The organism is Ampullimonas aquatilis (assembly GCF_049675895.1).
Classification (GTDB): Bacteria; Pseudomonadota; Gammaproteobacteria; order Burkholderiales; family Burkholderiaceae_D; genus Ampullimonas; species Ampullimonas aquatilis.
Map to the genome: position 1 here is coordinate 775,126 of NZ_CP183834.1, position 13,245 is coordinate 788,370.

The 13,245-nt window shown below is 53.2% G+C and carries 12 protein-coding genes; 4 read left to right on the top strand and 8 right to left on the bottom strand.

What is annotated here, in order from left to right:
- Positions 1–145 precede the first annotated feature (145 nt).
- Positions 146–1,003, top strand: a complete 858-nt coding sequence (locus ACMYR3_RS03575) for a transporter (RefSeq protein WP_424196346.1) — start codon at positions 146–148, stop codon at positions 1,001–1,003.
- Between the two features lie 220 nt (positions 1,004–1,223).
- On the opposite strand, the gene ACMYR3_RS03580 is transcribed toward ACMYR3_RS03575, so the two are convergent.
- Positions 1,224–2,879 (bottom strand): OFA family MFS transporter, encoded by a 1,656-nt coding sequence (locus ACMYR3_RS03580; protein ID WP_424194587.1) that lies wholly within the window; start codon positions 2,877–2,879, stop codon positions 1,224–1,226.
- A 393-nt stretch (positions 2,880–3,272) separates the two neighbouring features.
- On the opposite strand from ACMYR3_RS03580, the gene cynS reads away from it, so the two are divergent.
- Complete coding sequence (gene cynS / locus ACMYR3_RS03585) at positions 3,273–3,716, top strand: cyanase (RefSeq protein WP_424194588.1); 444 nt, start codon at positions 3,273–3,275, stop codon at positions 3,714–3,716.
- 173 nt (positions 3,717–3,889) lie between these two features.
- Here the strand turns inward: cynS and ACMYR3_RS03590 are convergent, their stop codons facing one another.
- The 5 genes from ACMYR3_RS03590 to ACMYR3_RS03610 all read right to left on the bottom strand — a co-directional run bounded on the left by ACMYR3_RS03590 (position 3,890) and on the right by ACMYR3_RS03610 (position 10,408).
- Positions 3,890–4,135, bottom strand: coding sequence for a formate dehydrogenase subunit delta (locus ACMYR3_RS03590; RefSeq protein WP_424194590.1), 246 nt, complete (start codon positions 4,133–4,135; stop codon positions 3,890–3,892).
- A gap of 215 nt (positions 4,136–4,350) precedes the next feature.
- Positions 4,351–5,292 carry a formate dehydrogenase accessory sulfurtransferase FdhD gene (gene fdhD / locus ACMYR3_RS03595; protein WP_424194592.1) on the bottom strand — a complete coding sequence of 314 codons (942 nt, stop codon included), beginning with the start codon at positions 5,290–5,292 and terminating at the stop codon, positions 4,351–4,353.
- 29 nt (positions 5,293–5,321) lie between these two features.
- Positions 5,322–8,216: a formate dehydrogenase subunit alpha gene (gene fdhF, locus ACMYR3_RS03600; protein WP_424194594.1), complete on the bottom strand. Its 2,895-nt coding sequence runs from the start codon at positions 8,214–8,216 to the stop codon at positions 5,322–5,324.
- A 9-nt stretch (positions 8,217–8,225) separates the two neighbouring features.
- Positions 8,226–9,839 carry a formate dehydrogenase beta subunit gene (locus ACMYR3_RS03605; RefSeq protein WP_424194596.1) on the bottom strand — a complete coding sequence of 538 codons (1,614 nt, stop codon included), beginning with the start codon at positions 9,837–9,839 and terminating at the stop codon, positions 8,226–8,228.
- Positions 9,836–10,408: a formate dehydrogenase subunit gamma gene (locus tag ACMYR3_RS03610; RefSeq protein ID WP_424194598.1), complete on the bottom strand. Its 573-nt coding sequence runs from the start codon at positions 10,406–10,408 to the stop codon at positions 9,836–9,838. Before ACMYR3_RS03610 ends, ACMYR3_RS03605 begins: the two co-directional genes overlap by 4 nt.
- Positions 10,409–10,675: 267 nt before the next feature.
- Here ACMYR3_RS03610 and ACMYR3_RS03615 point away from each other — a divergent pair, with 267 nt between their 5' ends.
- The gene (locus ACMYR3_RS03615) at positions 10,676–11,758 is read left to right on the top strand and encodes a substrate-binding domain-containing protein (RefSeq protein WP_424196348.1); all 1,083 of its coding nucleotides are present in this window, start codon (positions 10,676–10,678) and stop codon (positions 11,756–11,758) included.
- Between the two features lie 162 nt (positions 11,759–11,920).
- Here the strand turns inward: ACMYR3_RS03615 and ACMYR3_RS03620 are convergent, their stop codons facing one another.
- Complete coding sequence (locus ACMYR3_RS03620) at positions 11,921–12,169, bottom strand: hypothetical protein (RefSeq protein ID WP_424194600.1); 249 nt, start codon at positions 12,167–12,169, stop codon at positions 11,921–11,923.
- A gap of 11 nt (positions 12,170–12,180) precedes the next feature.
- On the opposite strand from ACMYR3_RS03620, the gene dcd reads away from it, so the two are divergent.
- The gene (gene dcd / locus ACMYR3_RS03625; protein WP_424194602.1) at positions 12,181–12,750 is read left to right on the top strand and encodes a dCTP deaminase; all 570 of its coding nucleotides are present in this window, start codon (positions 12,181–12,183) and stop codon (positions 12,748–12,750) included.
- A 96-nt stretch (positions 12,751–12,846) separates the two neighbouring features.
- On the opposite strand, the gene ACMYR3_RS03630 is transcribed toward dcd, so the two are convergent.
- Entirely contained in the window at positions 12,847–13,212 is a 366-nt protein-coding gene (locus ACMYR3_RS03630) for a glutaredoxin domain-containing protein (protein ID WP_424194604.1), read from the bottom strand.
- Positions 13,213–13,245: the final 33 nt, after the last annotated feature.

The window sequence follows — 13,245 nt, forward strand, 5'->3', positions numbered from 1 at the left end:
GATGCCACAACAAAGATGTCATAACAAATGATTAATCCAGGAGATAAAAATGCAAAAAACCGATCACACAGCGTTCGCGCAAATCACTTTCACCAGCATTGATCGTCGCAGCGGTTTATGTAACTTGAGCAACTTGCGTCGCCTCATGCTTGGTCTTGGCTTGTTAGCAGGAGTGGCTGCGCAGCAGGCACAAGCGGTGGATGTGGATGCCGGTGATTACACCGCTTTGCCAGCTGGCACCAATCTCGCGATCCTCTACGCCCAGCACGCTGAACGCGATGCTTTATATGCGCAAGGAAAAAAAGCGCCAATCAACGCCCGTCTCGACTCCAATGTGGGCATTGCGCGGGGTGTGCACTATATGGACATTGGCGGCTATATTGTGGATCCGCAGTTTTTGCTGCCTTTTGGTCAGCTCGAAGCCAAAGGGGATTTAAGCGCGCTGGGCAAGGGCAGCGGGGTCGGTGATCTGATTTTGGCTGCGACGGTTTGGGTGGTTAATCAGCCCAAGACCAACACCTATTTTGGTATCACGCCTTTTCTGTTTTTACCGACCGGTGGCTACGATAAAAACAAGGCACTCAACCTGGGTGAAAACCGCTGGAAGCTGGCTTTGCAAGGTGGCTTTATTACTGGCCTGACGGACAAGCTGCTGCTGGATGTGATTGGTGACGTCACCGTCTATGGCAAAAACAGTGAGTTTGGTGCCAGCAATGCCAGCATGAAACAGGATGCCTCATTTCAATTGCAAACCTTTTTGCGCTACAACCTGACGCCGGCATTGGATCTGCGTGCTGGCCTGTCTTACACCACAGGCGGAGAAACCAAGGTGAATGGCGTGGCGCAAAATGATGAGGCGCGAAACAGCAAGATGACCTTGGGTGCCGCGTATTTTGTGCGTCCGACCACGCAACTGATTTTTAATTATGGTCGCGACCTGTCGGTTCACAATGGCTTTAAAGAGTCCAACCGTCTCAATTTCAGAATCTTGCAAGTTTTCTAAAACGGTTCTGATACTGTCTGCTTCTCGATGTCTTGATGGCACGCACTGCCTCTTTCAGTGTGTGCCGATTTAATTTTTTCCTTCCTCCTTGGGCACTTGTGCCCTTTTTTTATGGTTAACTCATCAGCTTGGTTCGGGCATAAAAAAAAGCGGCATTCTATGAATGCCGCTGTTGTTCAAAATTCACAGTACCCGTTTTGATACAGTGCTTGTTTAAAATTTATTTAAACAGGATCGCTGCTTTTTGAATAGTGATCGATACGCCCCAGGCCAGAGGTATCCCTACTGCTGCCCAAGCCAGCAAGACGGTCACCAAACTGGACGAACCACTACTTGTATTGACACCACTCATGCGGGCTTCGCTGGCTGCGGCTTTGTCGTGAGCAAGGCGTTTTTCTTCGGCCAGTTCGGCCTCGGTCATGAAGTATTTATCGGCCACCGGACGAATCATCAGATTGCATAAAAAGCCCAGTACCAGCAAGCCAGCCAGTATGTACATGGTGAAGTCATAGGCTTGTGCCTTGGCCACACCATGATCGAGCTGATATTCACGAATGTAGTTGACCAATACCGGGCCCAGCACGCCAGCGGTTGCCCAGGCGGTTAATAGACGGCCATGGATGGCGCCCACCATTTGCGTGCCAAACAGGTCGGCCAGATACGCGGGTACCGTTGCAAAGCCGCCGCCATACATCGACAAAATAATGCAAAAGAAGCCAACAAATAAACCGAGCATGCCGTGATGGGCCGTCCAGGGAATGGCGGCGTACAGAGCAAAACCAAGTACAAAGAAGGTGAAGTAGGTGAGCTTGCGACCGATCTTGTCAGAGAACGATGCCCAGACAAAACGACCACCAATATTGAATAGTGACAACAGGCCGGTAAAGCCCGCAGCGATGGTGGCGATCTGTTTTTTCTGATCGACATTCAAGTCGTTAAAGCCGAGGTCGAGCCCCAGCAGTTTGCCACCAAACACTTCTTGCAGCAGTGGTGAGGCCATGCCCAAAATACCAATCCCGGCCGACACGTTCAGGCACAGCACACCCCATACAAGCCAAAATTGTGGAATGCCCCAGACCCGTTTTACATGGACATGTTTTTGCGTGATCATGCTGTTGCCATTGGTTGCCGGTGGTGTCCAGCCAGCCGGTTGCCAGCCTGATGGCGGAACCCGATAACCCATGGCACCGGCCATCATGAAGACAAAGTAAATGGCGGCCATGGTTAAAAAGGTTTCCCATACGCCAACTGAGGTGGGTGTGGCGTAAAACTTCATGAGCCGGTCGGCCAATGGGGCACCGATCATCGCGCCGCCACCAAAGCCCATGATGGCCATGCCGGTCGCCATGCCGCGCCGATCTGGAAACCATTTAATCAGGGTGGAGACGGGTGAGATATAGCCCAGTCCAAGGCCGATCCCACCGATCAATCCTGAACCCAGCCAGAGCAGCCAGATCTGATGCAGATGAACACCGAGCGCCGAGATCACCAGGCCACCGCACCAGCAAATCGCAGAAACCACACCCGCCTTGCGCGGGCCAGCATGCTCCAGCCAGCCGCCCCAGATGGCTGCGGAGGAACCGAGGAAGACGAAAAACAGCGTATACATCCAGCCCAGCATGGAGATTTTCCAATCACAGGTGCTGGCAAAGATTTCGGCCATGAGACCCATGTCGGCCGCGCAGGCAACCGGATCTTTGATGCCAATGGCTTTGGAAAGCGGCAGCCAGAACACCGAAAAACCATAGGCCATGCCAATACATAAATGGATGGCCAGCGCCGCCGGTGGTACCAGCCAGCGGTTAAAGCCGCTGCCTGCGATGGTGCGTTCCTTGTCGAACAAGCCGACCGTGGATGGAATGACGGCATTGGTCATGGTGAAGTCTCCTGGTTGTTGGAAATGAGGTTGGGTGTGAATGCTACTGGTGTGCTGCGGGGTCGGGCATTGTAGAAGTGCTGCTGCGGTAAAACCAGCAAATTGAGTGAACGCGACGGGTTGCTCGGTAGCGTGCCAAGTTTGTGTGCCAGGGTTAATTGGGATGCACCCTCATGCAGCATGAACCTGCTGCATGGTCTGCACCAAAGATTGTCCTTAAACCGTGCACTGAGTGCGCAAGCCTTATTTTTCAAGGCTTGCCAGCCAGGTATTGCTTGCACGGAGTTTGCTCTTTGAAGCCGGTGAGGCAAATCCGATGAACCGCGTATCTGGCGCGGCCAACCGTTTTTTGCATGACCATTATTGGCACGACAATCACCAAGAGGATCGACCATGAATCGCAATGATGTGACAGAAAAAATCATCAGCAACAAAGTCAGCAAGGGCATCAAGTGGGAATCAGTAGCTGGCAAGCTGGGCCTTTCAAAAGAGTGGACCACGGCAGCCTGTCTGGGGCAGATGACTTTCACGGCGGCGCAGGCCACCATCGTCGGCGATATCTTTGATCTGACCAGCGAGGAGCAGCAGTGGTTGCAGGTGGTGCCTTACAAGGGCTCTTTGCCCACTGCGGTGCCGACTGATCCGCTGATTTATCGCTGGTACGAGATCGTCAGCGTCTATGGCACCACCATCAAGGAACTCATCCATGAAGAGTTTGGTGACGGCATCATGAGCGCGATTGATTTTTCCATGGACATCCAGCGCGAACCTGACCCTAAAGGTGATCGCGTCAATGTTGTACTGTCGGGCAAATTTCTGCCCTACAAGACTTACTGATGGCATGCTGTCTCCTGGTCAGGGCTGGCCGCAGTGTTTAGAACTGTGGCTGCCTTGATCTAATTTTAGGGAGTATGGGTTAATTTAATCTTCTTGAGTGCGTATTTATTGATTATGTAAAAATACAGGTGCAGAGTATATGTTCTGCAAACTATTTTGGTTCCCAACCGTTTTCAAGTCTTGGGCGTCAGCTCGGCGCGATGCGTCAAAATGGCTTGCAACACCAGTTCATGGAGTTCAAGACCATCCTTGCTTTGGGTTTGTCCATCAATAAAAGCCAGCATGGCCTTGCGCATGCGCGGTTCCCAAAAACGCTGCAGATGCAGGGCAATGCCATTCATGGCTTCTTGCCGATCGGGTTGTGCAGCAAAAAAATCGCCAATCCGATTGGCCATCTGTACCAGATTATTGATATCCATCGGTATTCTTTCTTTTAGCAAAATGGGCTGTCTGAAACGGCTTTGACGACATTGAACTACTCGTTGCACTTAAACGATTCATCTCAAGCAATTGCTCTTGCGGTCTTGCATTGACACTATGCATCTTCAACCTTTGATACGATGATGAAAAATCGCCACATATTTGAAATTTAAACAAAATCACTCATGCCACATGACATGTCCGATTGACAATCTCATTCATTGAACACCTTGCTTGGCCCTGTGGCAGGCATCGTAGTATGTGCCAGCGGCGGGTCCAGCAATTCGCCCGCATGAGCATAAGCCACCAGTTGCTGACCACGCGCAAAGCCAATCAGCGTCATGCCCAATTGCTGCGCAGTACGCACTGCCAACACCGTGGGGGCCGATACGGCCACCAGGGTATGCATACCCATACAGGCGGCTTTTTGAATCATCTCGACACTGGCGCGACTGGTGATCACCACAAAGCCATCGGCTAGATTGGCCTGCATCATCGCCAACGCGCCAATTAATTTGTCGAGCGCATTATGGCGGCCCACATCTTCACGCGCACAGAGCAAATTGCCAGCCGCATTAAACCAGACTGCCGCATGGGTGGCACCAGTTTGCTGCTGCAATGGTTGAGCGCTGTTTAATTGCTGCAAGGCTTGTTGAATAATGGGTAAGGCAATATGACGGGTGGCTGGCTGACCACCGGATGACTGAGTGACCGTGCTGACCGCCGGTAAGGTGCGTATCGCTTGTTCGAGGCTTTCGGTACCACACAGGCCGCATCCGGTACGGCCGGTCAGATTGCGCCGCCGTTCCTTGAGTCTGGCAAAGGCGGAGCTGGCGACAGTCATGGCCACGGTCATGCCAATGGTATGGCTAAGCTCGCTCTGGCTGATTTCAATATCATATAAATCGGCAGGCTGATCAAGAATGCCTTCGCTCAAGGCAAAGCCCAGCGCAAATTCTTCAAGATTGGCCGGTGTGGCGAGCATGACGGCATGACTGATGCCATTGAACTGCAAGGCCACGGGTACTTCTTCAGCCAGCGTGTCGATTTCGTGGTGCCAGTGGTCGGCACGCCAGCGATCAACTGGCAAGCTGGCCGCACCTTGCGCGACATCGCTGGCAAGTGGCAGGGCGGGAATCAGTGGATGCGTTTTCATGGTGTTGGATTCAATCGGTCATGGATCACTTAAGGATTACCCACGCCCTGCATATTGTTTACTCCGCCGGTTGTCGATTCATGCTGAGCTTGCGCCAGCAAATCAAGCTGAACCTTGCTGAAGCGGCTATAGGTTTTTTGCCATTCAGACGGTTGCGCCACCGGCATGACTTGCACCGCAGTCACTTTGTACTCAGGGCAGTTGGTGGCCCAGTCCGAACTCTCGGTGGTGATGACATTGGCACCTGATTCAGGAAAGTGGAAGGTGGTGTAGACCACGCCTGGCTGCATGCGCTCACTGATCTGCGCGCGCAACACGGTTTCGCCGGCCCGGCTTTGAATGCCTACCCAATCGGCATCCTTGATGCCACGCTCTTCGGCATCATGGGGATGAATTTCCAGCAAGTCTTCATGATGCCATTGGTTATTGGGCGTGCGCCGTGTTTGCGCACCCACGTTGTACTGCGAAAGAATCCGTCCAGTGGTGAGAATCAAAGGATACTTGCGTGTGACTTTCTCATCGCTAGCCACATATTGGGTGATGATGAAACGCCCCTTGCCGCGCACAAACTGATCAATGTGCATGGTGGGCGTGCCTTCCGGTGCGGCCTCATTGCAGGGCCATTGAATGCTGCCGAGTTGATCGAGCTTGGCATAACTGACACCATGAAAGCTTGGCGTGAGACGGGCAATTTCATCCATGATCGCGGCGGGATGATCGTAATGCATGTTATAGCCAAGCGCCTTGGATAGCAGGAGCGTCACTTCCCAGTCCGCATAACCAGCCAGTGGCGGCATGACTTTGCGCACGCGGGAAATACGTCGTTCGGCATTGGTAAAGGTGCCGTCTTTTTCGAGGAAGGACGAGCCCGGTAAAAACACATGGGCGTACTTGGCGGTCTCATTCAAAAAGATGTCTTGCACCACAATGCATTCCATTGCCGAGAGGGCGCCAGCCACATGCTGGGTATTGGGGTCGGACTGCACAATGTCTTCCCCCTGACAGTACAGACCCATAAAGCTACCATCGGCGGCAGCATCAAACATATTGGGAATGCGCAAGCCGGGCTCGGCCTGAATCGTCACCCCCCAGGCAGCTTCAAACAGGCTGCGCGTAGTGCTGTCAGAAACATGGCGATAGCCCGGCAGCTCATGCGGGAAAGAACCCATATCGCACGAGCCCTGGACATTATTTTGGCCGCGTAAAGGATTCACGCCCACGCCTTCACGACCGACATTACCCGTGGCCATGGCCAGGTTGGCAATGCCCATCACCATGGTGGAACCTTGCGCATGTTCGGTCACGCCCAGCCCATAATAGATCGCGCCATTTTTACCTGGTGTGGCATACAGACGTGCCGCCGCCCTGATTTCGTCGGCGGCCACCCCGGTCACGGCAGCCATGGCTTCGGGCGAGTTTTCGGGGCGGGCGACAAAGGCCTTCCACTCGTTAAACGACTTGGTATCGCAACGCTCGGCAATAAAGTCTTCATGCAATAAGCCTTCAGTGACTATCACATGCGCCAATGCGCTGATGATGGCCACATTGGTACCGGGCAAGAGTTGCAGATGATGGGCGGCCTTGATGTGGGGTGACTTGACCAGATCAATCCTGCGCGGATCAATCACAATCAGTTGCGCGCCCTGACGCAAACGTTTTTTCATGCGCGAAGCAAATACCGGATGACCGTCGGTGGGGTTGGCACCAATCACCATGATGATGTCGGCCTTTTCAACGGACTTGAAAGTCTGCGTACCAGCCGACTCCCCCAATGTTTGCTTGAGACCATATCCAGTGGGAGAATGACAAACCCGGGCGCAGGTGTCCACATTATTATTGCCAAAGGCCGCGCGCACCAGCTTTTGCACGAGGAAGTCTTCTTCATTGGTGCAGCGTGACGAGACTATCCCGCCAATCGAGTTAATGCCATGCTTGGCCTGAATCCGTTTGAATTCGGCAGCGGCATATTGAATGGCTTCATCCCATGACACTTCCTGCCAGGGATCGCTGATATGTTTGCGAATCATCGGCTTGGTGATGCGGTCTTGATGGGTGGCGTAGCCCCAGGCAAAGCGACCTTTGACGCACGAGTGACCTTCATTGGCCTTGCCATCTTTATATGGCGTCATGCGGATCACTTCATTGCCTTTCATCTCGGCCTTGAAGGCGCAGCCCACACCGCAATAAGCACAGGTGGTGACTTTGCTATGCTCGGGTTGGCCCATCATGATGATGGATTTTTCCTGCAGGGTGGCGGTCGGGCAGGCTTGCACACAAGCACCACACGAGACACATTCGGATTCCATGAAATTTTCATTTTGTCCGGCGGATACGCGTGATTCAAAGCCGCGTCCCGAGATGGTCAGCGCAAAGGTGCCCTGGGTTTCTTCACAGGCTCGCACACAGCGATTGCACACGATGCATTTGGACGGGTCGTAAGTAAAGTAGGGATTGGATTCATCCTTGCTGCTATTCAAATGGTTGTCACCGGCATAGCCATAACGTACTTCCCGCAAGCCGGTTACGCCAGCCATGTCTTGCAGTTCGCAGTCGCCATTGGCGGCGCATGTCAGGCAATCCAGTGGATGGTCGGAAATATAGAGTTCCATCACGCCCTTGCGCAAGGCTTGCAGCTTGGCGCTTTGCGTGGTGACTTGCATGCCTTCGGCCACGGGGGTGGTACATGAAGCCGGATAACCTTTGCGGCCGGCAATTTCAACCAGACACAGGCGGCATGAGCCAAAGGCTTCCAGACTATCAGTGGCGCACAGCTTGGGAATGTTGATGCCAGCTTCGACCGCCGCGCGCATGACTGAAGTGCCTTCGGGCACGCTGATGGTTGCACCGTCAATGGTGAGCGTGACAGTGATATCCGAGACCTTGGCCGGTGTGCCGAAATCAATTTCAGTAAAAACAGTTGCCATAAAATCTCCTCAGGCGGCTTGTTGGCCAGTTACCGACGTTGTGTCAAAGGTGGCGCCAAAGTCTTGCGGAAAATGATTGAGTGCCGAGAGCACCGGATAGGGTGTCATGCCGCCCATTGCGCATAAGGAGCCATGCAGCATGGTGTCGCACAGGTCACGCAGCAGGGCAATCTGTTGAGGTCGTTCGCTGCTGTTGGCAATGATCTTGTCGATCACTTCTACACCGCGGGTTGAGCCAATCCGGCATGGGGTGCATTTGCCGCATGATTCAATTGCGCAAAAGTGCATGGCATAGCGTGCCAGTTTAGCCATGTCGGCACTGTCATCATGAACCACGACGCCACCATGACCGAGTACTGCCCACAAGCTGGCAAAGGCTTCGTAATCCAGCGGCGTGTCCCATTGTGATTCGGGCAGGTAGGCACCCAATGGGCCGCCAACCTGAATCGCCTTGATCGGGCGGCCACTGGCAGTGCCACCGCCAAAGTCCATCACCAGTTGGCGCAAGGTCAGGCCAAATGCCTTTTCGACCAGGCCACCCCGTTTGATATTGCCCGCCAATTGAAATGGCAAGGTGCCACGCGAGCGACCCATCCCGTAGTTTTGGTAAAACACCGCACCCCGCGCCAAAATGATGGGCACACTGGCCAGCGATAAAACATTGTTGATGATGGTGGGCTGACCAAACAAACCTTCCAGCGCAGGTAGTGGCGGTTTGGCGCGCACAATGCCGCGCTTGCCTTCAATGCTTTCCAGCATGGCGGTTTCTTCACCGCAGATATAAGCACCGGCGGCTTTGCGGACTTCCAGATCAAAAGTCTTGCCCGAGCCGAGGATACTGCTGCCTAAAAAACCTTGTCCATAAGCCAGTTGAATAGCGCGATTGAGCGTGGCAATGGCATGAGGATATTCGCTGCGTACATAGATATAACCTTGCGTTGCGCCCACGGCCAGGCCTGCGATGGTCATGCCTTCAATCAACACAAAGGGATCGCCTTCCATGATCATGCGATCGGCAAAGGTGCCGGAGTCACCTTCATCGGCATTGCAGACCACATATTTTTGTGTGGCGGATGCGCCCAGCACGGTTTGCCATTTAACGCCAGTTGGAAAGGCTGCACCACCACGGCCGCGCAAGCCAGAGTCGGTGACTGTCTTGACGATGGCGGCGCCATCCATTGACAAGGCGGTGCGCAGCCCAGCATAACCTTCGTGCGCCATGTAATCGGTCAACGACAGTGGATCGGTCACGCCAACACGGGCAAAGGTTAAGCGTTCTTGCTGTGCCAAATACGGTATGGCTTCGGTTGGACCCTGTGCCAGTGGGTGAGCTTTGTTACTGGTGGCCAGATGAAAGTTGGCATCAAACAGGCTGGCGACATCAGCCTCGGTGACCGGGCCATAGGCCATGCGTCCTTGCGCTGTTGCCACTTCAACCAGTGGCTCCAGCCACAGCATACCGCGACTGCCATTACGAATTATTTGAATATTGATTTTTCGAAGATTGGCTTCGTTGGCTATCGCCGCAGCGACAGCATCGGCATTCAACGCCAGCGCAGTGGCATCGCATGGGATGTAAATCTGAATAGCTGGCTGGCTAGATGTTACGGGTGCTGTGCTCATGCCAGCTCCTTGTGGCTCAGCGCCAGTTGCTCAATCAAGCGGTCAAATTTTTCCGGGCTGACTTTGGCATAGACCTTGTCGTCAATCATGATGGCGGGCGAGGTGGCACATTGGCCAAGGCAATAAACCGGTTCGAGAGAAACAGCACCATCGGCACGTTGTTCATGGATCTGACAACCCAGGCGGTGTTGCGCATGTTCTACCAGTGCTTCACTACCCATGCTTTGGCAAGATTCGGCACGACAAATTTGAATCTGATGTTGGGCTGGTCGGTGGCTACGAAAGTGGTGATAAAACGTGATCACCCCATGCACTTCAGCGCGCGACAGATTCAGCCCGGCAGCGATCACGGGGACGGTAACTGCTGGAATATAGCCCAGCTTATCTTGGATCGCATGCAACATTGGCAGCAATGCACCAGGGCGTTTGACATATTCGGACAGGGCGGCGTCAACGGCGAGTTGCAGCTCGGCGGGCAACTTGGGTGTGGTACGGGTTTCGCTGACCAAGCGATCCTGGCTGGCGGGTTCGGCGGTATATTTGTCTTTGCTAAAAGGCGTCATGGCCATGGTTATCCTCGGTACTGTTTTGCGCGCTGCTCGGGGCGGCGTCAACTTGCCTGAATTGCTCGGACTAGCGGCGACTTTTTATTCAGCTTAGGTAATCAGCTTAGATTTTCCACTTAATCAGCTATACCTGTTGCCTGGCTTCAAAGTTCGTTTCCATATGAAATTTTATGCATATGAATTATTCCCTATGGTAGGCTTTGAAAAATCTATAATCAATAAGAATACGCCGCTTTTTTATTAATTCAATAAGCAGAGTTTTGCATATAGATCATGCGCATTGCAATTCGTCCCGAATGGCTGCTTACGCCTTCTGACAGCAAGCCCGACAGTAAACCGTTCAGCCTGCCGGTGCTGCTGCAATTGCTCGCGCTGATTGAAAGCCATGGCAGTATTATCGAAGCCGCGCGTGACATGAATTTGTCCTATCGCAATGCCTGGGGACTTTTACGCGACTTTGATCGTCAGTTTGGTGCGCCCTTGGTCGTGAAGTCGCGTGGGCAGGGCAGCAAACTGTCGTCACTGGCGGAAAAACTGTTATGGGCCGACAAGCGGATTGCCGCGCGCTTGTCGCCCACACTGGATAGTCTGGCTTCCGAGCTCGAGGCCGAACTGGAAGGCGTGCTCAGCACTCCACGCCAGGCACTGCGCATCAGCGCCTCACATGGTTTTGCCGTGGCGGCCTTGGTGGCGGCATTGGGCGAAGCGGGCACGCCAGTTGATCTGGCCTATCGCAACAGCACCGAAGCCGTCGCCGCACTGGCGCGCGGTGAATGTGACCTGGCTGGTTTTCATGTGCCGGAGGGCGAGTTTGAAGCCGCCAGCATGAAGCAATATCGCAAATGGCTCAAACCCCGCCAGCATGTGCTTGTGCATCTGGCCAGTCGCGCGCAGGGCTTGTTTGTGGCCGCGGGCAACCCCCATGGCATTGTTGGCGTGGCCGATCTCAAACGGCCTGATTTACGGTTTGTGAACCGACAAATCGGCTCCGGCACACGCATGCTGCTGGAGCTGTTTTTAGCCCGAGAAAAAATTCGCTTTGACCAGATTCGCGGCTACGACAGCGCCGAATATACCCACGCCGCGGTGGCCGCCTATATCGCCAGCGGCATGGCCGACGTTGGCTTTGGTGTTGAACACGCCGCCCGCCGCTTCGGCCTCGACTTCATCCCCATCGTGCGTGAACGCTACTTTTTTGCCTGCCAGACCCGCCTGCTCAAACAACCCCTGCTGCAAAGTGTGATTACGCTCCTCAAGACCGACCTGCTGCGACGGCAGATCAACCAGCTGGCCGGTTATGACAGCCAGCACAGTGGTCTGGTGCAAACCTTGAGTGAGGCGTTTGGCGGGTGAGGTTAATGGGATTAAGGCATCGGACGTCTGGGCCAGCCAATGAGGTAAAAACCGGTCGTGGAGGGGCGTCGGCGCGACGGCTGAAATCCAGTTGAAAAGGTAGTTTTATGGGAGTATGAGTTAAAATCATGCTGTTCTAGTGCTAAAAATAATCATCATTTTTTATACACCATAGAAGTATATTTGTGGATGAATCCGATTGTATTTGTTTATAGCTGTTGATGTTTGATTGCAAGCAGTGGCAAGGTATGCGCCTTTTGCGGTTCTCATCCCATCCAAAGGCAGTGGGTGGGCGCCATTTGGCCTTCTTAAGATAATCTCTGATGGTTCGTATCCCTTGATTGCGGCTTCGCGTAAAATCACGTTCTTTTCCAGCCTGTGCTTTGGGCTGCCACGATTGATTTCCCACATTCAGATTTCTCATGAGCATCAAATCAGACAAATGGATTCGCCGCATGGCCGAGCAGGAGGGCATGATTGAGCCCTTTGAACCGCAGCAGGTGCGTTACGCGGCCGATGGGCACAAGATTGTCAGTTACGGTACGTCGAGCTATGGCTACGATATTCGTTGTGCCAATGAATTCAAGATATTTACCAATATCAACAGCACGATTGTTGACCCCAAGAATTTTGACGAAAAATCCTTTGTCGATTTTCATGGTGATGTCTGCATCATCCCGCCCAATTCATTTGCACTGGCGCGCACGGTTGAATACTTTCGCATTCCACGCAGCGTACTGACGGTGTGTCTGGGCAAGAGCACCTATGCGCGTTGCGGCATCATTGTCAATGTGACGCCGTTTGAGCCGGAATGGGAAGGTTATGTGACGCTGGAGTTTTCCAATACCACGCCACTGCCTGCCAAGATTTACGCCAACGAAGGCGTGGCGCAGGTGCTGTTTTTTGAAAGCGATGAAATTTGCGAGACTTCCTATAAGGATCGCGGTGGCAAGTATCAGGGACAGATGGGCGTGACTTTACCCAAGACCTGATGCTGAAACAAATCGGCTGCAAATTGAATATGCAGCAAAACAGAAGGGCCGCAATGCGGCCCTTCTGTTTGAGGCAAAGCCAGTTGTCAAAGCCAGTTAATGTGCAGTGGCGACGCTGGTTTGACCTAGCGTTTGTTCCATCCATTGATAATCCAGCCCGGTTTTAACGGCACCCTTGTACACAAAAGTGGGAATGCCCTCACTGGGCAGGTGCTGATAATTTTGCTCGCACAGGGCACTGGTGTCGGTATTGCATTCAACATAGGCAATATGATGGGTCGTCAGCCATTCCTTGGCGGCTTTGCAATAACCACAGTCGGTGGTGGTGTAGAGCACCAGATCGGCCTGCGCAATGGTTTGCGCTTCGGCCGAATTGCTGGTCTGACGTACGGCGGCAATATCCTGTTCATGGTGCATATAGGCACCAATCAAAATCATAATGGCGATAACAAATTTCAGCATGACAACTTCCTTCTTAATATAGGAATCATTGTC